This is a genomic window from Burkholderia sp. Bp8998, from assembly GCF_003854235.1.
GTDB lineage: Bacteria > Pseudomonadota > Gammaproteobacteria > Burkholderiales > Burkholderiaceae > Burkholderia.
In genome coordinates this window covers 79923-99450 of the sequence record NZ_QTQF01000009.1, presented here as the reverse complement: position 1 = coordinate 99450, position 19528 = coordinate 79923, and the positions used below count along the sequence as shown (strand labels likewise).

20 protein-coding genes and 1 pseudogene are annotated in these 19528 nt (G+C 66.1%); 10 read left to right on the top strand and 11 right to left on the bottom strand.

What is annotated here, in order from left to right; genetic code table 11:
- The first annotated feature begins 35 nt into the window (after positions 1–35).
- A complete protein-coding gene (locus DIE06_RS12240) occupies positions 36–1088 on the top strand; it encodes an RNA-guided endonuclease TnpB family protein (RefSeq protein WP_124661645.1) in 1053 nt (350 codons plus the stop codon).
- Between the two features lie 15 nt (positions 1089–1103).
- Here DIE06_RS12240 and surE read toward each other — a convergent pair.
- From surE to DIE06_RS12225, 3 genes and pseudogenes are all read right to left on the bottom strand, one after another.
- Positions 1104–1367, bottom strand: a pseudogene (gene surE, locus DIE06_RS12235) (5'/3'-nucleotidase SurE); the annotation flags it as partial.
- 197 nt (positions 1368–1564) lie between these two features.
- Entirely contained in the window at positions 1565–1867 is a 303-nt protein-coding gene (locus DIE06_RS12230) for an AzlD family protein (protein ID WP_409364497.1), read from the bottom strand.
- Positions 1857–2594, bottom strand: coding sequence for an AzlC family ABC transporter permease (locus tag DIE06_RS12225; protein WP_124661644.1), 738 nt, complete (start codon positions 2592–2594; stop codon positions 1857–1859). The genes DIE06_RS12230 and DIE06_RS12225 overlap by 11 nt, the downstream gene beginning before the upstream one ends.
- Positions 2595–2720: 126 nt before the next feature.
- Between DIE06_RS12225 and DIE06_RS12220 the strand changes: the two genes are divergently transcribed.
- Both DIE06_RS12220 and DIE06_RS12215 read left to right on the top strand, forming a co-directional pair.
- Complete coding sequence (locus tag DIE06_RS12220) at positions 2721–3179, top strand: Lrp/AsnC family transcriptional regulator (RefSeq protein ID WP_060153484.1); 459 nt, start codon at positions 2721–2723, stop codon at positions 3177–3179.
- Between the two features lie 217 nt (positions 3180–3396).
- Positions 3397–3966, top strand: a complete 570-nt coding sequence (locus DIE06_RS12215) for a hypothetical protein (protein ID WP_124661643.1) — start codon at positions 3397–3399, stop codon at positions 3964–3966.
- Between the two features lie 89 nt (positions 3967–4055).
- Here DIE06_RS12215 and DIE06_RS12210 read toward each other — a convergent pair whose 3' ends face one another.
- The 5 genes from DIE06_RS12210 to DIE06_RS12190 form a co-directional block, all read right to left on the bottom strand.
- Complete coding sequence (locus DIE06_RS12210; RefSeq protein WP_124661642.1) at positions 4056–4343, bottom strand: helix-turn-helix transcriptional regulator; 288 nt, start codon at positions 4341–4343, stop codon at positions 4056–4058.
- Positions 4330–4671, bottom strand: coding sequence for a type II toxin-antitoxin system RelE/ParE family toxin (locus DIE06_RS12205; RefSeq protein WP_124661641.1), 342 nt, complete (start codon positions 4669–4671; stop codon positions 4330–4332). Before DIE06_RS12205 ends, DIE06_RS12210 begins: the two co-directional genes overlap by 14 nt.
- 207 nt (positions 4672–4878) lie before the next feature.
- A complete protein-coding gene (locus tag DIE06_RS12200) occupies positions 4879–5511 on the bottom strand; it encodes a LysE family translocator (protein WP_124661640.1) in 633 nt (210 codons plus the stop codon).
- 208 nt (positions 5512–5719) lie between these two features.
- Complete coding sequence (locus DIE06_RS12195) at positions 5720–6514, bottom strand: hypothetical protein (protein WP_260433608.1); 795 nt, start codon at positions 6512–6514, stop codon at positions 5720–5722.
- A gap of 72 nt (positions 6515–6586) precedes the next feature.
- Positions 6587–6919 (bottom strand): DUF2322 family protein, encoded by a 333-nt coding sequence (locus DIE06_RS12190; RefSeq protein WP_124661638.1) that lies wholly within the window; start codon positions 6917–6919, stop codon positions 6587–6589.
- A 201-nt stretch (positions 6920–7120) separates the two neighbouring features.
- Between DIE06_RS12190 and DIE06_RS12185 the strand changes: the two genes are divergently transcribed.
- Both DIE06_RS12185 and DIE06_RS12180 read left to right on the top strand, forming a co-directional pair.
- Complete coding sequence (locus DIE06_RS12185) at positions 7121–7447, top strand: thioredoxin family protein (RefSeq protein WP_124661637.1); 327 nt, start codon at positions 7121–7123, stop codon at positions 7445–7447.
- Between the two features lie 10 nt (positions 7448–7457).
- Positions 7458–7877, top strand: a complete 420-nt coding sequence (locus DIE06_RS12180; RefSeq protein WP_059605044.1) for a secondary thiamine-phosphate synthase enzyme YjbQ — start codon at positions 7458–7460, stop codon at positions 7875–7877.
- Positions 7878–7919: 42 nt separating this feature from the next.
- Here DIE06_RS12180 and atsR read toward each other — a convergent pair whose 3' ends face one another.
- The 3 genes from atsR to DIE06_RS12165 are packed head-to-tail and all read right to left on the bottom strand — an operon-like array spanning position 7920 to position 11168.
- Positions 7920–9731 carry a hybrid sensor histidine kinase/response regulator AtsR gene (atsR, locus tag DIE06_RS12175; RefSeq protein WP_124661636.1) on the bottom strand — a complete coding sequence of 604 codons (1812 nt, stop codon included), beginning with the start codon at positions 9729–9731 and terminating at the stop codon, positions 7920–7922.
- A gap of 9 nt (positions 9732–9740) precedes the next feature.
- Positions 9741–10241: a molybdopterin-dependent oxidoreductase gene (locus tag DIE06_RS12170; protein ID WP_124661635.1), complete on the bottom strand. Its 501-nt coding sequence runs from the start codon at positions 10239–10241 to the stop codon at positions 9741–9743.
- A 48-nt stretch (positions 10242–10289) separates the two neighbouring features.
- Complete coding sequence (locus tag DIE06_RS12165; RefSeq protein WP_124661634.1) at positions 10290–11168, bottom strand: helix-turn-helix domain-containing protein; 879 nt, start codon at positions 11166–11168, stop codon at positions 10290–10292.
- Between the two features lie 305 nt (positions 11169–11473).
- On the opposite strand from DIE06_RS12165, the gene DIE06_RS12160 reads away from it, so the two are divergent.
- The 5 genes from DIE06_RS12160 (at position 11474) to DIE06_RS12140 (ending at position 19502) form a co-directional block, all read left to right on the top strand.
- A complete protein-coding gene (locus DIE06_RS12160; RefSeq protein WP_124661633.1) occupies positions 11474–11881 on the top strand; it encodes a hypothetical protein in 408 nt (135 codons plus the stop codon).
- Positions 11882–12019: 138 nt separating this feature from the next.
- Positions 12020–15091 (top strand): ATP-binding protein, encoded by a 3072-nt coding sequence (locus tag DIE06_RS12155; RefSeq protein ID WP_124661632.1) that lies wholly within the window; start codon positions 12020–12022, stop codon positions 15089–15091.
- A gap of 119 nt (positions 15092–15210) precedes the next feature.
- Complete coding sequence (locus DIE06_RS12150; RefSeq protein ID WP_124661631.1) at positions 15211–15399, top strand: hypothetical protein; 189 nt, start codon at positions 15211–15213, stop codon at positions 15397–15399.
- 340 nt (positions 15400–15739) lie between these two features.
- Positions 15740–16414 carry a response regulator gene (locus tag DIE06_RS12145; protein ID WP_124661630.1) on the top strand — a complete coding sequence of 225 codons (675 nt, stop codon included), beginning with the start codon at positions 15740–15742 and terminating at the stop codon, positions 16412–16414.
- 79 nt (positions 16415–16493) lie between these two features.
- Entirely contained in the window at positions 16494–19502 is a 3009-nt protein-coding gene (locus tag DIE06_RS12140; protein WP_124661629.1) for a hybrid sensor histidine kinase/response regulator, read from the top strand.
- Positions 19503–19528: the final 26 nt, after the last annotated feature.

Below are 19528 nucleotides of genomic sequence, written 5' to 3'. Positions count from 1 at the left end.
ACAGGCAGCTTCTTCCACAGGTTAGGATCACCGGCATGATCCTTGTCTACCGCTACCGGGTGAAGTCGCTCAACGGACTGCTTAACAAGCAGAGCCGCGCGGTGAACTACGTCTGGAACTTCTGCCACGATACGCAGAAGCACGCGCTCAAGTGGAGCAAGAAGTGGCCGACGGGTTTCGACTTGAACGTGCTGACGACCGGCAGCAGCAAGGCGCTCGGCATCCACTCCGGCACGGTCAATGCAACGTGCGAGCAGTACGCGAAGTCGCGCAGCCAGTGCCGTCGGCCCTACCTGCGCTATCGCGGCAGGAAGTCGCTGGGCTGGGTGCCGCTGAAGGGCCGAGACCTGAAGCGCGAGGGTGATGCGTTTCGCTTTGCCGGCAACACCTTTCGCGTATTCAATAGCCGACCGCTTCCCGACGGAAAGATCAAGGACGGAACCAACTTTGCGCAAGACGCACGGGGCAACTGGTTTCTCAACATCGTGATCGAGATGCCCGATGTTCAGGCTCACCCGATCCGTTCGGGTGTCGGTATCGATCTCGGCCTGAAAGACTTCGCCACACTTTCGACGGGCGAGAAGCTGCCTAACGATCGGTTCGGCCGACGCGCGGCCGAGAAGCTCGCGAAAGCGCAACGGGCGCGAAAGCACAAGCGGCATATCGCGAAGCTGCACGCCAAGGTCGCGAATGCCCGTGCCGATTTCCAGCACAAGCTCGCGCTCGATCTGGTGCGGCGCTTCGATTACATCGCGGTCGGCAACGTGTCGGTCGCGAAGCTCGCCAGAACCAGGATGGCGAAGAGCGTTTACGACGCATCCTGGTCGTCCTTCCGAAACAAGCTCCGTTACAAGGCGATCGCGCACGGAGTCACGTTCGACAAAGTGGACGAAAGCGGTTCGACCCAGTCCTGTTCGGCGTGCGGGTCGAAAGACAGCACGACGCGGCCGAGAGGTATCGCGGGACTGCGAGTAAGAGAGTGGGCCTGCAGTGACTGTGGAGTCGTGCATGATCGTGATACCAACGCTGCTATGAACATTCTCCGATGCGGACGTGCGTCGCCAGGTGTGGGAATCCCCTGCCTTTAGGCAGTGGGGGGACGTCAACAGGTGGCTGACCGCGATCGCGACGCAATCGCCCGGCGTGCCGCGCACGGCGAAGCGGCGCTCGCCCTTGCGATGCACGCGCAGCGGTTCGTGCAGGCTCAGCGAATGCGACGTGCCGCTCTGGTCTTCCGCCGGCGCGACGATCCAGACTTCGCGCGCCAGTTGCGTGGCGACCTGTTCGAGCACTTCAAGGCCGGGGGCGTCGAATCCGTCGTCGTTGGTGAGCAGGACGCGGTCGAACAGCGGGCGGGTTTCCTGCATCGGGACGATCCTCGCAGGTGGGCAATGAGAGGGGAAAGGCATCGCGGGTACACCCGCAAGGCTGATATGACTCCCGGTGCGGCGCATCTCGTGTCATGCCGTGCCGTGCCTGCGCGTGGATGCGAAAACGGGCGCATGGCGCGCCCGTTTTCCGGTTCGATGTGCCGCTCGGGCGGCGGGCCGGAACTGCGATCCGATTACCCGAGCAGATGCCGCAGCAGGCCGGCCGACACGACGCCGATGATGACGGTCGGCAGGATCGACAGGCGTGTCGCCGCGACCAGCGTGATGGCGAGCGCGAGCAGGTCGGCCGGGCGCGTCGAGACGAAGGCCGGCGCGATCACCGAGATCAGCACGCAACCGGGCACGTTCTCCATCACCGATGCCATCCGCGGGCTCAGCGTGCGGTTGCGCAGCAGCACGTAGCCGAGCACGCGCGACAGGTAGGTCGTCGACGCCATCAACACGATGGTCGCCACCGTCGCGAAATCAGGCAGCATCGCGCGGCTCCCACAGCAGCGCGGCGATCAGTCCCGCACATGCGCCGGCCGCGACGTACCACGCGCCGGGCACGGCGAGGTGCGTGGCGGCCGCGACGACGAGGCTCACGAACCACGGACGGCTCGCGCGCACACCTTTCCACATCCCGCGCAGCAGCACCAGAAACACGGCCGTAAACGCCATGTCGAAGCCGTACTGCTCGACGTTGCCGATCGTCGGGCCGACCGCCGCGCCGAGTGTCGTCATCGAGATCCACGTCAGGTAGAGCCCGGAACACACGCCCGCGTAATAGGGGACGCTGATGTGCGTGGCCGAGCGCGAACGCGCGTCGGCGAGCGACATCGCCCAGCTTTCGTCGCACATGAAGAACAGCGCCGCGAACGCGCGGCGGCGCGGCAGGTGACGGATGGTCGGCGCGAACGTCGCACCCATCAGGATGTGGCGCGAATTCACGAGGAACGACATCGCGACGATCAGCGCGATGTGCGGCGGCGACGTCCACAGATGGATCGCCGCGAATTCGGAGCCGCCGCCGAAGTTCAGGCCCGTCATCATCGGGACCTCGAACACGCTCAGCCCCTTTTGCGCGGCCTGCGCGCCGAGCACCAGCGCGAACGGCACGAAACCCAGCATGACGGGCAGCGCCGCGCGCAATCCGCGACCCATCTCGGCGACATAGGCGGGCTTGTCGCGAAGCCCGGACGACGTTGAAACGCTACTGCTCATTACTCCTCCTTCGGGGGAGGAGGATTGTCTGCTTTTTTGACTCGAATCGGGTTGCGTTGCGGATCAATATTCCGGAGAATTTGGCATTGAACGAGTGATTTGCAATTTTTTTGGAATTGGATGCCAATGAGGCTGGATGCTATCGACCGGCGGATCCTGAGCGCGTTGCAGCGCGACGGCCGCATGCAGAACGTGGAGCTCGCGCACGAGGTCGGGCTGTCGCCGTCGCCGTGCCTGCGGCGCGTGCGGCTGCTCGAGGAAGCGGGCGTGATCGAGAAATACGTGGCCGTGCTGAACCCGGCGAAGGTCGGCAAGGGGCTGACGATCTTCACGCGCGTGTGGCTGAAGGGGCAGGACGCGGAATCCGTGAACCGCTTCGCCGAGGCCGTTCAGCAGATGCCGGAAGTGGTCGAGTGCCACCTGATGGCCGGCGATTGCGATTTCCTGCTGCGCGTGGTGGCCGCCGACATCGACGACTACCGGCGCTTCCAGATGGAATACCTGACGCGCATCCCCGGCGTGCTGAGCGTGAAGACCGACATTCCGATGCAGAAGGTCAAGCTCACGTCGGCGCTGCCGACGTAACGCGGCGCGGGCGCGCGACGACGATTCCGCGAATCGTCACCAGCCGGTGACAATCGGCCGATACACTGGCGGGACCAGCCGCTTCGCCGCGCACCGGCTGCAGCACGATGCGACTTCGATGTGCAAGCAACTAACGGTCAATCGCGAAGCGATCGACGAACACGCGCGCCGCGCGACGTGACCCGCCGTCCGGTGCGTTTTTCTTGTCGAGCCATTCATGCAGCCATTCAACAATCCGTGGAATTCGCTGGAAATCGTCAAGCTCGTGCTCGGCGTGCTGACGCCGTTGTCGGTTGCGTGTCTCGGCTGGCTCGTCGCGCGCCGGCTGAAGCGGCTCGAACTCGTGCAGTGGACCAACCAGCGGCTGATCGAGAAGCGGCTCACGCTGTACGACACGGTCGCGCCGCAGCTCAATGCGCTGCTGTGCTTCTACACGTGGATCGGCTACTGGAAGGACATCTCGCCGGACGACGTGATCCGCGCGAAGCGCGAGCTGGATCGCACGTTCCACATCTACCGCTACCTGTTCGACGACGACGTGTACGACGCGTATCACACGTTCATCCACGCGCTGTTCGAGATGCATACGGGGCCGGGGCGCGACGCGCGGATCCGTTCGCTGATCCACGCGCCGGACGGCGACCGCAGCGTGCACGGCACGTATGAATGGAAGGCGGCGTGGTCCGAGCGGTTCTCGACCGCGAACGTGACGGACAAGGCCGACGTGGTGCGGCACTACACGCGGCTGATGGAGCGGCTGCGTGTGGCGCTCGGCGCGAATCGCTGACGATTGCGCACGCACGCGCCACTTTCCGGATTTTGAACGGCAGTGGCGATGGCCGGCCGCTCAAACGACGGGCGGCCGGGTACGACGAATCAAGCGAACGAGATCACGAGTTTCTTGCCGCACGCTGCCGCGTACTTGCGCAGCGTATCGATGGACGGTGAATGCCGGCCCGTTGCGAGCGCGCGCTCGAGTCGCGTCACAGCGGGGGCTTTCGTGCCCATGCGCTCGGCCACGTCGGCTTGCGACAGGCCGGCGTCTCGCCGGGCAGCCAGCATCACGTCGAGCAGTGCGAGTTCTTCGCGGTTCAGTCGTTCGTATTCGGCGCGCACCTCCGGATCGGACAATGCACGCTCGCGCAGTTCCTTATACGTTGCCATCCTGGACCTCCTTGAGTCGACGGCGTGCGATTTCCAGTTCTTTCCGGGGTGTCCTTTGCGTCTTCTTCACGAAACAGTGAAGCATGACGATACGCCGGTCGACGATTGCGCAGTAGAACACTCTGGCGATACCTTCAGCGCCCTTCAGCCGCATTTCGTATTGCCCGTTTCCCATCGACTGGGTGTGCGGTTCGCCAAGATTCGGACCGTACTGCTCCATGCGATCGGCAAGCGCAAAAAAACGGGCAAGCAGCGTCGTCGGTAACGTGACGACTCCTGTCTCTACGCGCGTATTGAAGAACTGAATTTCGTATGAGTTGACCAGCATAGTAACAAATATGTTATGTCGGCGCAAGTGCGATATCCGGCCGCGACTGCGGATGCAGACGGCCGGACGGACGTTCGAAGCGTCGTTACGTCTGTCGGGGAGGTCGATCAGGAAGAAGGTGCCCGACTGGGTTCGGGCGACCTGAATCAGGCGAGGTGTGCGATTCGATGTCGGTGCAGGTGGCGCCCGCCGGAAGCGCCGGCGGGGTCAATTCCGCCCCGCCACCGCGAGCCGCGCGGCCAACCCGACGAATACCGTGCCGAGCAGATACTGCGGCAGCTTCGACGGCCGACGGCGCGCGCCGATCCGCTGGCTCAACCGGCTCGCGGACAGAATCACCGCACCGTTGACGACGAGCCCGATCAGGTTGAGCACCGTCGCGAGCACGAGGATCTGTACGGCGATCGAGCCATGCTCCGGGCGCACGAACTGCGGGAACAGCGCGAGGACGAACAGCGCCATCTTCGGATTCAGCAGGTTCGTCGTCAGGCCCTGGCGGAAGATCGCGGCGGTCGCATGGCGGCGCGGCGACGCGACCGGCGACAGCGCGGTCGCATCCGAACGGAATGTCTTCCACGCGAGATAAAGCAGATATGCGGCACCCGCGAAGCGCACGGCGTCATAGGCGAGCGGCACCGCGACGAAGAGCTGCGACAGTCCGAGCGCGGCCGCGAGCGCATGACAGTAGGTGCCGGCCTGAATGCCCGCGAGCGTGGCGAACCCCGCGCGGCGGCCCTGGCTCACGCTGCGCGACGCGATCAGCAGCATGTCGGGGCCGGGGGTGGCGGTCAGCGCGAGACATGCGCCGGAGAACAGCGCGAGCGTGGAGAGGTCGATCATGGAAGTCCCTTTGAGCCGGAGCGGCGTGAAAGGGAGGTCAGTTTAGGAGCGCGTGTGGCGCGGGTCAATCGACCGAACGGCCGAGGATTCGATGGGCCGGTGCAGCCGATCGCCAACGGATGCGCGTCGTTTTCGGCGTGCCGACGCACGCATGCCATGCGATCACGCGCGAACCAAGCGCACGCGCCGACGCGACGCCCCGTGCCGGTCACTGCTTCCTGCAAGCCACCTGATAGTCGATCACGGTATTCGCCGACGGCATGTCCGGCTCGCCGCCGGCCGTCGTCACACCGAGCACGCCCGCCGCGCTCCGATACCGCAGTGCGCAATACCCGATGCCGGTGCCCGAGCACGCTTCCGCTTCGATGATCCCGTGCTTCGCGAGCGTCGCCGCGCCATCCATCGCGTCCGGCTTCTCGTGCGGGCGCAGCGGCTGCCAGCCATGCGAGATCAGGATCCTGCGCGCCTTGTCGAGCGGTTGGCCGTACACGTTGGGCACGACCGCACGGCCGTGACAGTACGTGCGTTCCGCCGCGACCGCGGTCAGCCGCAAGCCGCCGTTCTCTTCGCGCAGCTCGCCGACGGGCGCCGACGGACCCTCGCCGCCCCAGACCAGCAGCGCGCCGCTTTCCAGCGGCTCGACCGAGCCGAGCTGCCAGCCGGCCGCACGCGCCGTATAGCCGAGCGCGATGAGCGTCGTGCCGTCGAAGACGCCGATGTTCGCGTTGCGCGCAACGCAGATCGCGCTGGTTCCCGGTTTGAACCCGCTCGCGAACGTGACGACCGTATGGCGGCCGAGCGGCGCTTCCGACGTCACGATCCAGCCGAGCTTCGCGACGTCGCGGCCGGCCGCGGTTGTGGTCTTCGCGCGATATTGCGCACAAAACGCGTCGAGCGTGCCGTTCTCGGGCGAACGCGGCAGCGCGCCGAGCGCAACCAGCGATGCACCGGCGATATCGGACGCCGTACGCAGCGCCTCGGCCGATGCCGCGCCACCGGGCATGACGCACGCGAGTATCGCGAGCGATGCGACGCGGCGGGCAAACGGCCGGGCAGCGATGCGCCGCACGTGGACTCAGGCCTTCGCGATCACGTCGATCCGCAATGCTTCGCCACCGTCGACGATCGCCAGCAGACGATCGACGTTCGGGTGCGCACCCGGGCGGTTGCGTGCGTCGGCGGTGTGCTCCGCGAACACCGCGAGACCGTGTTCGGCGGCCTTCGCGTCGAGCGTGCCGAATGCCTGCTTCAGGTAGTGGTACACCGCGAGCGAGCCCTGCTTGCCCGGCTGGTTCTCGATGCTCGCGACCACGTCGCCGTTCGCGCCGACGAGATCGATGCGTGCGATGCCGTCGATGGGCGGCAGTTGCGCGAGGTTGTCCTTGAATACTTGGGTCGGTTGAATCACTGAAACACTCCGTCGGTTCGGTCATGGGCCAATCGGGCCGTATCTTATCCGATCGTCATCCGGCCGGCCGCGCCGCACCGGCGAGCTACGCCGCGCTGTCCGCCACCGTCGGCATCGCGCGGGCTTTTCCGCTAGAGTAGGAGATCACTGGCCGCATCGCGGCGGCCACGTCCCGCCATTGCATTGCATACGAGGGCCCCGATGGACATCGAGCAACGCTACACCGCCAACGCGCCGACGCGCGCGGAAGTCGACGCACTGGCCGGTATCACCGTCATCGAATTCGGCGCGAACTGGTGCGGGATCTGCGCGAGCGCGCAGCCCGCGATCGTCGCGTCGCTCTCCGCGCATCCGGCCGTGCGGCACCTGAAGATCGAGGATGGCCCGGGCCGGCCGCTCGGCCGGTCGTTCGGCGTGAAGCTGTGGCCGACGCTGGTATTCCTGCGCGACGGGGTCGAGCTCGCGCGCGTCGTGCGTCCCGCCGATGCAAAGCAGATCGAAGCCGACGGCTTCGCCGCATTCGCCTGAGGTCGTCATCATGCAACAGGCCATCACGCACATCGGCGTCGACGCGCGCGGGAGCGGCCTCGTCGAGTTCACGCCGCAGGTGCGTGCATTCGTCGACCAGCAGGCGATCCGCACCGGGCTGCTGACCGTGTTCTGCCGCCATACGTCCGCGTCGCTGCTGATCCAGGAGAACGCGGATCCGTCGGTGCAGCGCGATCTCGAGCGCTACTTCGCGACGCTCGCGCCCGAGGACGACACGCGCTACGAGCACGACACCGAAGGGCCCGACGACATGCCCGCGCATCTGCGCACGGCACTGACGCAGGTGCAGCTGTCGATTCCGGTCGAGCACGGACGCATGGTGCTCGGCACCTGGCAGGGCATCTACCTGTTCGAGCATCGTCGCGCCGCGCATCGGCGCGACATCGTGCTGCATCTGATCGGCGAGTAAGCGGGGGAAAGCAAGCGGGCGCGGCTCGCATCATCGTCGCGGTCAGCCGAGCAGCTTCTCGACGAGCGCGCCGAGTTCGCGCAGGTGAACGGGCTTCGGCAGGAATTCGTCGAACACCCGCTGGTTCTCGCGCAGCGCGGCCGATTCGTACGCGCTCACGCCGAGAATCGACGGAAACTTTCCGTCGTCATCCGGTTGCGCGACCATCCGGATGCGATGCGCGACTTCGAAGCCGCTCAGGTCCGGCAATTCGAGATCGAGCACGACGAGGTCGTAATGCGCGTCGCCGAAACGCGCGACGCCTTCTTGTCCGGTGCCGCACAGATCGGCGTCGAGGCCGAGCGCCGACAGCATCGCGCCGAGCGTTTCGCGCGCGTTGTCGTTGTCGTCGACCACGAGCGCGCGGCGGTTGCGAGGCGTCGCGGCGGCCGGCCACGCGGGCGCGTCGCCGGCCGTTTCGCCGGCATTCGGCACCTCCGCCGGCAGCGTCACGACGAACTCGCTGCCTTCGCCGACGACGCTGTGTACGTCCACATGGCCGCGCAGCGTCGTCACGATTTCACGCACGACGGCGAGCCCCATCCCGATGCCGTCCACATGCAGGCCGACCGCGTCGTTCGCGCGGTAGAACGGCTCGAAGATCTTCGACAGATGCTGCTTCGCGATACCGGCGCCCGTGTCCCGCACGGTGAGCTTCAGCTGCCGGCCGGCCGGCGCGTCGACGAGCATGATCGATACGTCGATCGATCCGTCGACGGTGTATTTCACCGAATTCTCGATCAGGTTCGACAGCACCTGGCGCAACAGCTTGCGATCGGAGCGGATCGCGAGGTCGCGAGGCTCGACCCGCTGCGCGACCGCGATCCGCTTGGCCGCGATTTTCGCGCGCAGCGGATCGAGCACTTCGGCGAGCAGCGATGCCATGCCGACCGTTTCGGTTTCGGCGAGGCGCTTGGTCGAGCGCAGCTTGATGTAGTCGGTCAGGTCCTTGACCAGCGCTTCGAGCGACGACGCGGAATTCTGCAGCCGCCGGATCGTCTTCAGGTTCGCATCGGACTGCGGCCGCGCGAGCAGGATCTCGATCGATCCGCAGATCGCCTGCAGCGGCGTGCGCAGTTCATGGCTGACCATCCCGAGGAATGCGTTCTTCGCCTCGATCATCTCGAACGCGCGATCGGATGCCTTGCGCTCCGCCTCGAGTGCCGCATCCTGGCGTTCGAGCAGGTCGTCGCGCGTGCGCATCGTATAGAACAGCAGCAGGAACAGCGCGCACAGGATCACGCCGAGGATGATGCCGAGCGAGAGGATCGCGCGCTGTTTTTCCTTCAGCTGATGGAACGTGAAGTCGCGCTGCGCCATCTCGATCGCGCGAAAGTAGTTCGCGAGGCCGTTGACTTTCGGCCAGTAGGCGTTGACCTCGTCGATCATGCGCGGCGCATCGTTCGGTGCATCGCGCAATAGCGGCACCTTCTGCTTCAGGCGTGCCATGAATTCGCCGAGCACCGCGATCTCGGCGCGTGCACGCGGGATGCGCAGCCAGTATTCGGATACCTCGGACGGCCGCTGCAGGAACCCGAACGACACCGACAGGCTGTCGAGCTGCATCTGCACGTGGTCGAAGTCGTCGTCCACGTGCGTCGCGTAGAGAATCAGCTGGCGGTCGAAGCGCGTGTAGGCGTTCCGGTATTGCGCGGCGGTCCAGAACACGCCTTCGCGCGGCCCTTCGAGCACCCCCTCGTTGACCGACGTCGCGAGCAGGTCCCATAGCAGGAATGCCCACGCGGCGAATCCCAGGATCCACAGCGATCCCAGGACCAGGATGATTTTTCTGTTCTTCCACCGCCTGCGCTGCATGTCGCCCGCTTACTTCACGGTCAGGCCGATGATCTGCCACGCGAACTTGGCTTCGCCGAGCGGCGTCTTCAGCTCGTCGGGATACTGGTCGCGCGGATACATGATCCACAGCGGGCCGTAGTTGTCGTTGCCGAGCACCTTGCCGTTCATCGTGCGCGCGAGGATCACGCCGTACTTGTCGGCGTCCGTCACGGGGATCGTGAACGTGTACTCGTCGATGCAGCGGAACTCGATCTGCGTGCCGTGCGCGTCGACGGTCTTCAGCACGTCCGAGAGACGCGGGCCGGTGAAGGTCGCTTTCGGCGTCCAGCTCGTCGACGTGACGATCGTGTATTGCGGCAGCGCCATCAGCGCCTGCTCGGAAAAGACGAACATCGTCTTGCCGGGCTGGTTGCTGCGGCCGATCTTGCCGTCGACGGTGAACGTAAATGACGCGGCCCAGCTCGCGGCAGCCATGCCGAGCAGGCCGGCCGTGATGAGGCTCTTGATCCAGATGGTCGAAACTCGCATGTCTTTCCCTTGGTCGTGTTCGTGTGGTGGTCGGTGTTCGTCGTGGTCTCAACTCGCGGCGGCGGCAGTGGCGGCCGGCGGCGTGATCTTCAGTTCGCGCGCGACTTCGGCGAACAGGATCGGCAGGCGCACCGGCTTTTCCTCGCAGCGCGCGTTGTAGTGCGACACGATGTGCGCGATTTCGTCCTCGCTTGCTTCGCCGGTCGAGATCTTGCCGGTCAGCAGGAAGATCGGCGCGCCGCCGTTCTCGCTCGATCGGATGCCGCGCACGAGCTCGGCGGCCGTCTGGTCGCCGAGCATCCAGTCGAGGATGTAGCCGTCGAAATCCTCGACCTCCAGCGCCTTGCGGAACGATGCGCCGTCATGGTACGGAATCGCGTTCACGCCTTTTTCGATGAAGTATTCGCACACGGTTTCCGCGACGTCCTGCGAATCGTCGACCACCGCGATCCGCGCCGCGTACACGGTCGGCTGGCTCGAGCGCAGTTCGACGACGTCGACCGGATAGAGGCGGCCTTCGCGCGCATGCTGGCGTTCGGTGACGATCCATTCGCCCTGCCACTGCAGTGCGACGAAATCGGTTTCGATCTGGCTGCTGGCCTTCGCCGAGATCGCCGCGCGGCAGCGAAAGCGGCGCGACTCGATCACGAGGGTCGCGTCGATCATCTCGGCGGCGGCCGGCTGTGTGCCCTTGTCGTCGAGCAGGATCGCGGGCGGCACGCCGAAGTGCGTCGCGATGTCCTGCAACTGCGACAGGTTCCACGGGATCAGGCCTTTCATCTTGCGCGTGACGACCGAGAAACTGAGCCCCAGCACGTTCGCGATCGTCGTGTTGTGACTGCGCGGCGGAATGCCGTTGCGCGTCAGCAGATCGTGCACCTTGGTGGCGGTAATGAGATCGACGTTGGCCTGCTCGCTATTGGACATCTCGACGGGGTCTCCTGGGTTTTAGCGACGAAGAGCATATTCAAAAGTGACGCGATATGCAAACTCTGAAATCGCGAATCATCTTGACATGCCATTTTTCTCCATTATTATTGCTCACCACGTCACTATTGTTTGTTGCGTCAGGTTTGGAGGCCGGTGTCGACCGCAGTCGGCCCAGCGAAAAGCGGCAGCCAGCGCGTGACTGAACGATTCGAAGAGAGCCTGAGAGAGCCTTGGACTGCGCGTCGGCGTGGGTGAATTGTATTCGCCTCGCCGCGCGCAAGCCGGGTACACGCGGATCCGCGATGACACAGCGTGTTCCGATCGCCATGAAGATCAGTTTTCCTATCAAAAGAAGAGCGATTCGGACGACCGCGAAAAAGCTGCTCGAACTTGCGCGCCAGGCGAAGCAGGAAGACGAGGAGGACTGGAAAGGGCGCACGCAATGCGATATCGCGCTCGGCACCACGCCGCCGATCGCGACGGCGTCGTTTTACTTCAAGCCGGCGAACTGTACGGGTGCCACCGGTGCGTCACGTCGTATGTGGACGCATCTTTTGCCGCCGGCTTGCCGGCGGTATTTCGTGTGCGCGCGTGTCTGCGCCACGTCGACCGCACGACTTGTCCAATCGGATCGATCCCCGCACGCGATTTCACCACGAAGATTCGTTCAAGTTCAAAACAAGAATCAAAACCAATCAGACGTGTACTAAAAGGATAATGCACGACTGATTTTCACCATGTCGTTTGGCATGATCGGGATATCGCTATCCCGAATGTATCCATCGTGACGCCCGGCCCGGCAGGGAATCTGCCGCGTGTCCGTACCCGGAGCGCCGTCACGCCGAACCATGTCATACAGCACGCTTCAGTCCATTCGCCGCTACCAGAGCATTTCGATGTTCGGGGGCGGTATCGTCGTCACGATCCTGATCCTGATCGCCTGCGGGCTCGGGATCACGTCGATCGTCTACGGCTACCTGGACGGCGAGCGGCGCAATTTCCTGAACGGCGTCGAGGAAGCCGTCGACGAAGTTCAGGTGGCCGAGAACTCGTTCCGCAACGGCGTCGCGAATACGCAGCTCATCTGGCGCGAACTCCGCGCGGCGCCGGCAGGCGTCGTGAACGACTTCTTCGCCAACGGCCAGCAGCTCGCGATCAAGCCCTACCCGTCGCTCGTGATCGGTGTGCCGGGCCAGACCGCGCAGCGAGACGAGGTGGCGCGCTACCTCGCGTTGTCGTTCATGCTGTCGCGCATCTGTGCGGCGAGCTCGCTCAATCGCGGGCGCACGCTGGAGGGATACCACTACAGCACGCGCACGGGGCTTTTCGGCTTCGTGCCGCATCTGGCGCGCGACAACCCCGCGCTCGCGTCGGCCGAGGCGCGCGCGCGCGTCCTCGCGGCGCTGCACGTGGATTTCGACGGCCTGGCACCGGCCCCGACCGACGGCCGGCCGCACGTCCGCTGGCTGCCGCCCTACATCAATCCCGTGACCGGGCAGGCGCGCATCCGGATTGCCGCCGAAGCGCGTGCCGGCGGCGCGCCGTTCGCGGTGCTGGTCACCGAGTACGCGCCGGACTACCTGCTGTCATGGCTGGCCGGGCGTGCGTCGGTCGGCACGTTCTTCATCACGTCGACGGACAACCGCCTGATCGCGATCGATCCCGGCGTCGAGCGCACGAACGCACTGACCGAGCGCTTGTTGAATCTCGACGTCGCGCGCGGCGGCCAGGCGTCCGGCGAGCCGCGCTTTCGCGACGGCGCGATCGTGTTCGGCAGCAAGCTCGCGGCAACCGGCTGGACGATCGCCTACGCGCTGTCGTGGGCTGACGTGGTGGCCGGCATCGGCGTGCAGGCCGGCGCGCTGGCAGCGTCGACGCTCGTCGCGATCGCCGTGATGTGGCTGCTGCTCGTGCGATTCCACCGGCGCGTGCTCTTGCCGGTCTACGCACGCTCCGCACGCGTGTTCGACAGCGAGGCGCTGTGCCGCAGCGTGATCGCGATGGCGCCGGTCGGGATCGGCCTCGTGTCGCTGTCCGACCGGCGCGTCATGCTCGAGAGCGACGCACTGACGCAAATGCTCGTGCCGCACGGTGGCGATCACCACGCGCTGACCGCGCAGGTGCTGGCGCAATACGACGCGTTCATCGCGAACGGCGGGGCCGGCCGGACGATGATGACCGAGCTCGTGCTCGACGCCGATGGCGACGCGCCGCTGCACCTGGACATCATCGCGCACGGCGCGCGTTACCAGGGCGAGGACGTGCTGATCGCGATATTCGCCGACACCACCGCGCAGCGCCGCCTCGTGCATCAGCTGGAGGAAGCGGTGCGCGCGGCCGATTCGGCGAATGCGGCGAAGTCGTCGTTTCTCGCCGCGACGAGCCACGAGATCCGCACGCCGCTCAACGTGATCCTCGGCAACCTCGAGTTGCTCGAACGCACGGCGCTCGATGTCTCGCAGCAGAGCCGGGTACGGACGGTGCGCGCATCGGCCGAGGGGTTGCTCGCGATCGTCAGCGACATTCTCGATTTCTCGAAGATCGAAGCCGGTGCGATGTCGGTCGAGTCGATCGAGTTCGATGTGATCGCGGTGATCGAGCGCGAGCTCGCGGCATTCTCGCCGGTTGCAAAGGCGAAAGGGTTGCCGCTGTTCGCCGATATCGATGCGAGCGGTGGGCAGCGGATGCGCGGCGATCCGACGCGGCTCGCGCAGGTGGTCGGCAACCTGTTGAGCAACGCGATCAAGTTCACGAGCGAAGGGCGCATCGTCGCGCGCGTGGCGGTGGGACACGACGCGCGCGGCGCACCCGAGCTCGCGATCGGCATCGACGATACCGGCATCGGGATCGACGTCGCGCAACAGGCCAGGCTGTTCAAGCCGTTCTCGCAGGTCGACGCGTCGATCACCCGGCGCTACGGCGGCACGGGGCTCGGGCTCGCGCTGTGCGATCGGCTGGTCGCGGCGATGGGTGGAACGATCTCGGTCGACAGCGCACCGCGCATCGGCAGCCTGTTCACCGTGCGCTTGCCGCTGCGCATGGGGATTGCGCCGAAATCCCCGGCCGGCACGGGCGCCGGCCAGACGCTGATCGTCGTGTCACCGGAGGACGCGTGGCGCGCGTTCGCATTTCCGCATCTGCGTGCATGGGGTTTCGACGTCGCGATGCATCCGAGTCCGATCGGGATTGCCGCCGGGTGCCTCGCGCGTGCGCACGCGATCGTGCTCTTCGGTGATTCCGACGAATGGCGGCGCGACGAACTCGACACCCTCGGCGGCGGTACGCCGGTCGTGCTGGCAACGCCGGACGGCCCGCTGAAGCCGGACGTCGCGGGCCGCGCGATCCGCGTGTCGAGCTATTCGCTGAACGGGCTGCGCACGGCGATCGAGCAGGCGCGCGTCGCGACTGCCGAGCAATGGCGCCAGCCGACGGGCGAAGCCGGTGACGATCGACCTGCGTCAGCTTCCAGCCCGCGTGTGCCGCGCGTGCTGGTCGCCGACGATGCGTCGGTCAACGGGTCGATCTTCCGCGAGCAGCTCGACGTGCTCGGTTGTACGGTCCGCTGCGTGTCGTCCGGCGCGGCGGCGCTCGATACGCTGGCGAACGGTGCATGGGAGGTGCTGCTGCTCGGCGCCGACCTGCCCGACATGTCGGCCCGTGAGCTGGCGGAAGCCGTCCATGCGCGCGCACTGCCGTGCGACATGATCGTCGTGGCATCGCATCTGGCGCCCGACGATGCAAGGCGTTACGCGGCATCGAACGTCGAATGCGTGTTGACCAAGCCCGTGACGCTGGCGGACCTGCGCCGCAGTCTGGTGCGCATCGCGCGGCTGCGCGGGACGGGTGCGCCCGCCGAAGCGGCGGACGGGCGGCCGGCAACGGATGCGATGGCCGCAGCGGTGAATTGGCCGGGACGATAAGAAAACGACACGCGAAGGCGGCGTAGACCGCCGGCGTCAAACGGGGAAGGCAGACACGCGGCATCGTGCCGGTGCCGCGTGATTTCGACTGAAGAAGGAAGGGTGAGGCCGTGCGCTATATGGGAAAGGTGTTCGGGCTGCTGCTTGGGTTCGCGACGTTGCCGGAGAAATCCAGACGGGATTTCCTCACGAAGCTGAACGAATTCATGATGATGTCGCCGTCGCAGAAGCGGCGGGCCATCACCGAGTGGCAGCATGTCGCGGACGATGGGGTCGGTGAGCCAGACAAGTCCGTGGCCAAACGATAGGCCGCGGCTCGGGCCACCTCGCGGGACGGGACGGATCGACGGCGTTGGGGGCGCCGTCGATCGGGCGCGCGTGGGCGGCGCGCCACCGAGGTTACGTGCCGCAACGTCGTGTCGGGTGCGTCGGCTGGCGCGATGCATGCGCGCGGGGGTGGGGCGGTCGAGGGCCCCCGCGCCTTGTCGCACCGACGCGACGCACAATCCGCCTAATATCTTAAAATTACGCTGCGCACCGCCTGGTTCGCCGAACACCGCAACGCGATCGTGTTGCGGAATCGACTCGAATGCCGGCGCGTCGCACAACATGGCACGTCGGGCCGCGTGTATCGGGAGAAGAATAGAGATGGATGAATTTTTTGTGCGAGTGATGGTGGCGGACGACCATCCTTCGTCCGCACTCGGGATGTCGCAGGCACTCGCGGGCAGCAGCACGATCAGGCTGCTTGGTACTGTCTCGAATTCGACCGATCTGGTGGCGATGCTCGACGAGCAGCAGAGCGACGTGCTCGTCGTCGACTATGTGATGCCCGGCGGCAAGTACGGCGACGGTCTTGCACTGCTGTCGTTTCTGCAGCGGCGCTATCCGGCGCTTCGCCTCGTGACGATCACGATGATCGACAACCCGAGCGTGCTGCTCGCGATCCAGAAGCAGGGTGTCGGGTGCATCCTGAGCAAGTCCGATGCGATTTCGCATCTGGTCGGCGCGGTTCATGCGGCGTTCGTCGGCGCGAACTATCTGTCTCCATTCGTCAAGAAGCTGCTGGAGGACTGCCAGCCGTCGGCAGGCACCCGCACGCTGACCGCCCGCGAGATTGAAGTCGTGCGGCTCTACGGGGCCGGCCTGACGGTCGGCGAGATCGCCGTCCAGCTTCATCGCAGCAAGCAGACCATCAGTTCGCAGAAGTCGAGCGCGATGAAGAAGCTCGGTATCGTCCGCGATGCCGACCTGATTCGCTATGCGAGCGAGGGCCAGCTTTCCGACTTGCCCGGCGCCGACGCGCCCGCGCGCGGCGAGTAGCGGCATGCGACGCGCGATCCGATTTCGGTTCCGGCGGCAGGCAGCGGCCGCCGGCAGGTGCATCGGCACACGATAGTCCATGCCCGCCAAATTGAAGCGATTCGCCGGCCAGGTTGCCAATGCCGGCCGCAAGCCGTTCGATCCCGGCCGGGTGCGCCGTCAGCAGCAGTTCCTGCTGTATGGCGGCGGTATCGCGGTCACGCTGTTCATTCTGATTTGCGCCGCGCTTGTCGTGCGGCTCGACGTCCAGGACTATCGCGGGCAGGCACGTTCGACGTTCCTGTATCGCGAAGCGCAGTTCTTCGGGAGCATACAGGCGGGCGACAAGGTGCTGGCGACCGTCGGGAGCAGGATCGAGCAACTCTGGAATCAGGGCGCGCGGCCGTCGCCCGACGCACTGACGCAATTCTCGGCGGCGGGCGGTGTGCTGGGCACGAGCAACGGCGCGGGTAGCGAGACGCTGCTCGCCTTGGCGGAAATCACGCCGGATCGCCCCGCCGTGTCGTATGCGGGCTATCTCGGTGCGTTGCTTGGCCTGATCCGGAAGGATGACCGGTGGAGTCCGACGCAACCCTCTGCGCTTACGTCCGACGCCGAACCATTCGGTGGTTACCTGATCGGGCTCGATGGCCGGTTTCTCGCCGTCGTGGGGCCGGGGCTCGTCGCACGCGCCCGTTCGCTCGGGCCGGGCATCGATCTGACGGCGCTGACTGCCCGGCTGATGCCGACCGGGGCCGCGAAACAGAAGACGTTCATTCAGAGCCGGCCGGTCATGCTCGATCGCCGTTTCGACCCGTTGTCCGGACGGGACGTCGTGCGGTTCGCGCGTCGGCTCGACGACGCGGCCGGACGGCCGTTCGGATGGCTCGTCGTCAACGGGGCGTATCGGGTCGACGATGCGATGGTGCCGCGTTCCGACGATGAGGACGTCGCGGTCATCGACGCTCAGGGGAACATCGTCTTCGGGCGCGAGCGCGACCCGGCGATGATCGAACGCGCGCTGCGCGACGCGCGCGAACCGTTAGGCGAACACGTGGTCGTGCGGCGGCGCGGCGCGCGCTTCATCGTCTACGACCGCTTGCCCGGGTCCAGCCTCGTCGTGATGACGACTTACTCGTGGCGCAGCGTATTGACGGCGACGTTCGTCGGCGTGAGCGTCACGCTCGGCGCCACGCTGTTCGGCATCGTGCTGCTCTGGTCGACGATCGTGCTGTTCGATCGTCGCGCGCTGCGTCCGGCGAACCGGCGCGCGATCCGTCTGATCGAGAGCGAGGCATTCAACCGGACGCTGATCCGCCACGCGCCGGCCGGGCTGCTGCTGCTGTCGGTGACGGACGGCGAGGCGATGGTGCGCAACGATGCGGTGCTCGCGTACGACCGCGGCACGCCCGGGCTATCGCTCGGCAAGCGCATCTGGCAGGCCTACCGCGAGCGCCAGGCGGGCGGTGGCACCCGGCGCGGCGTCATGCAGCACGAACTGGCGATCGAGCGCCCGGATCACGACACGGTTTATCTGGCAGCGCATGTCGTGCGGACCAAGTTCCGCGGCGTCGATGTGTTGCTGTGCACCTTGACCGACGTCACCGCCCGCAAGCTGACGGAAGTCAAGCTGAAGGAAGCGCGCATGGCGGCGGAGGATGCGAACAAGGCGAAATCGACGTTCCTCGCGACGATGAGCCACGAGATTCGCACGCCGCTGAACGCGATCATCGGCAACCTCGAGCTGATGGCGCGGGCCACGCTGCCATCGACGGAGCAGCGCCGGCTGCAGACGGTCATGTCGTCGTCGGACGCGTTGCTGCGCGTGATCAACGACGTGCTCGATCTGTCGAAGGTCGAATCCAACCAGATGGCGCTGGAAACCGTTCCGTTCGATGTGCGTGCCGTTCTGCACGACGTCGCGGCGATCTTCCGCCCGCTCGCGGACGCGAAGCATCTCGCGCTCGAATGCCGGATCGCGCCGGAACTGGCCGACGGCTACGTCGGCGACCCGAGCCGCCTGCGTCAGATCGTGTCGAATCTCGTCAGCAACGCGATCAAGTTCACCGAGCACGGCAGCGTGAGGATCGATGCGCGCCCGGCCGGCGCGTCGGGCGACCGGCGCGGCGTCGAGATCGCGGTGCGCGATACCGGAATCGGCATTCCCCCGGACGGCCTGCCGACGTTGTTCGACGTCTACGTTCAGACGGATCCGTCGATCTACCGGCGCTTCGGCGGCACGGGGCTCGGGCTGCCGCTTTGCCGGCGTCTCGTGCGGCTCATGCAGGGCGAGCTGACCGTCGAGAGCCGGCCGGGCTCGGGCACGACGTTCACTGCGTCGCTGCCGCTGTCGGACGCGCCGCACGGGTGGCGGGCCGCGTTCGACCAGCCGGAACCCGAGGCGCCGGCGTTGCCGATCCTTGCGGACGACGAGACCCCGCTGCGCGTGCTCGTGGCGGAGGATCATCCCGCGAGCCGCGCGCTGCTGCGCGATCAGCTCGATGCGCTGCATTGCGACGCCACGCTCGTCGCGAATGGCGTCGAGGCGATGCGCGCGTACTTCCAGCAGCCGTTCGACGTGGTGCTGACCGATCTCGGCATGCCGGAACTCGACGGCTTCGCGCTCGCGAATTTCCTGCGCGAGCAGGGCGCGACCGTGCCGGTGATCGCGATGACCGCGCATGCGACCGACGAGGACCGGCGCCGCTGCGCGCAGGTGGGGGCGGTGGAAGTCGTGCTCAAGCCGTTGTCGATCGATGCGCTCGAGGCGGTGTTGCGTCGGCACGGGGGGCGTGGTGTGGGCGCGGGGAAAACGGGGAGCGGCAAGCGGGAGAATGTGCCGGCCATCACCCACGAAATCCGTCGAACCCTGCGCGAGGCTACGCTGACTTCGCTCGACGCGCTCGATGCGGCGCTGTCGAGGGGCGACGCCGATGCGATCGCGGTCGAACTGCACTCGATGCGCGGTGGTTTCGCGTTGGCCGACAATCCGCGGGCGCGGGACGCCTGTGCGGCCATGGAGCATGCGTTGAGCGAAGGTGGAGCCGAAGCGTTCAGGGAACGTTGGCCGGCTTTCCGCGACGCGATTGCCCGCGAACTGAAGCACTGAACCTGCGCATGCTTGGACGCGGCCGG

Excerpts from the sequence above, each read along its gene's own strand:
- DIE06_RS12240 (WP_124661645.1), top strand. The coding sequence starts at position 36 with ATGATCCTTGTCTACCGCTACCGGGTGAAGTCGCTCAACGGACTGCTT.
- DIE06_RS12230 (WP_409364497.1), bottom strand. The coding sequence starts at position 1,867 with ATGCTGCCTGATTTCGCGACGGTGGCGACCATCGTGTTGATGGCGTCG.
- DIE06_RS12225 (WP_124661644.1), bottom strand. The coding sequence starts at position 2,594 with ATGAGCAGTAGCGTTTCAACGTCGTCCGGGCTTCGCGACAAGCCCGCC.
- DIE06_RS12220 (WP_060153484.1), top strand. The coding sequence starts at position 2,721 with ATGAGGCTGGATGCTATCGACCGGCGGATCCTGAGCGCGTTGCAGCGC.
- DIE06_RS12215 (WP_124661643.1), top strand. The coding sequence starts at position 3,397 with ATGCAGCCATTCAACAATCCGTGGAATTCGCTGGAAATCGTCAAGCTC.
- DIE06_RS12210 (WP_124661642.1), bottom strand. The coding sequence starts at position 4,343 with ATGGCAACGTATAAGGAACTGCGCGAGCGTGCATTGTCCGATCCGGAG.
- DIE06_RS12205 (WP_124661641.1), bottom strand. The coding sequence starts at position 4,671 with ATGCTGGTCAACTCATACGAAATTCAGTTCTTCAATACGCGCGTAGAG.
- DIE06_RS12200 (WP_124661640.1), bottom strand. The coding sequence starts at position 5,511 with ATGATCGACCTCTCCACGCTCGCGCTGTTCTCCGGCGCATGTCTCGCG.
- DIE06_RS12195 (WP_260433608.1), bottom strand. The coding sequence starts at position 6,514 with ATGCCCGGTGGCGCGGCATCGGCCGAGGCGCTGCGTACGGCGTCCGAT.
- DIE06_RS12185 (WP_124661637.1), top strand. The coding sequence starts at position 7,121 with ATGGACATCGAGCAACGCTACACCGCCAACGCGCCGACGCGCGCGGAA.
- DIE06_RS12180 (WP_059605044.1), top strand. The coding sequence starts at position 7,458 with ATGCAACAGGCCATCACGCACATCGGCGTCGACGCGCGCGGGAGCGGC.
- atsR (WP_124661636.1), bottom strand. The coding sequence starts at position 9,731 with ATGCAGCGCAGGCGGTGGAAGAACAGAAAAATCATCCTGGTCCTGGGA.
- DIE06_RS12170 (WP_124661635.1), bottom strand. The coding sequence starts at position 10,241 with ATGCGAGTTTCGACCATCTGGATCAAGAGCCTCATCACGGCCGGCCTG.
- DIE06_RS12165 (WP_124661634.1), bottom strand. The coding sequence starts at position 11,168 with ATGTCCAATAGCGAGCAGGCCAACGTCGATCTCATTACCGCCACCAAG.
- DIE06_RS12160 (WP_124661633.1), top strand. The coding sequence starts at position 11,474 with ATGACACAGCGTGTTCCGATCGCCATGAAGATCAGTTTTCCTATCAAA.
- DIE06_RS12155 (WP_124661632.1), top strand. The coding sequence starts at position 12,020 with ATGTCATACAGCACGCTTCAGTCCATTCGCCGCTACCAGAGCATTTCG.
- DIE06_RS12150 (WP_124661631.1), top strand. The coding sequence starts at position 15,211 with ATGGGAAAGGTGTTCGGGCTGCTGCTTGGGTTCGCGACGTTGCCGGAG.
- DIE06_RS12145 (WP_124661630.1), top strand. The coding sequence starts at position 15,740 with ATGGATGAATTTTTTGTGCGAGTGATGGTGGCGGACGACCATCCTTCG.
- DIE06_RS12140 (WP_124661629.1), top strand. The coding sequence starts at position 16,494 with ATGCCCGCCAAATTGAAGCGATTCGCCGGCCAGGTTGCCAATGCCGGC.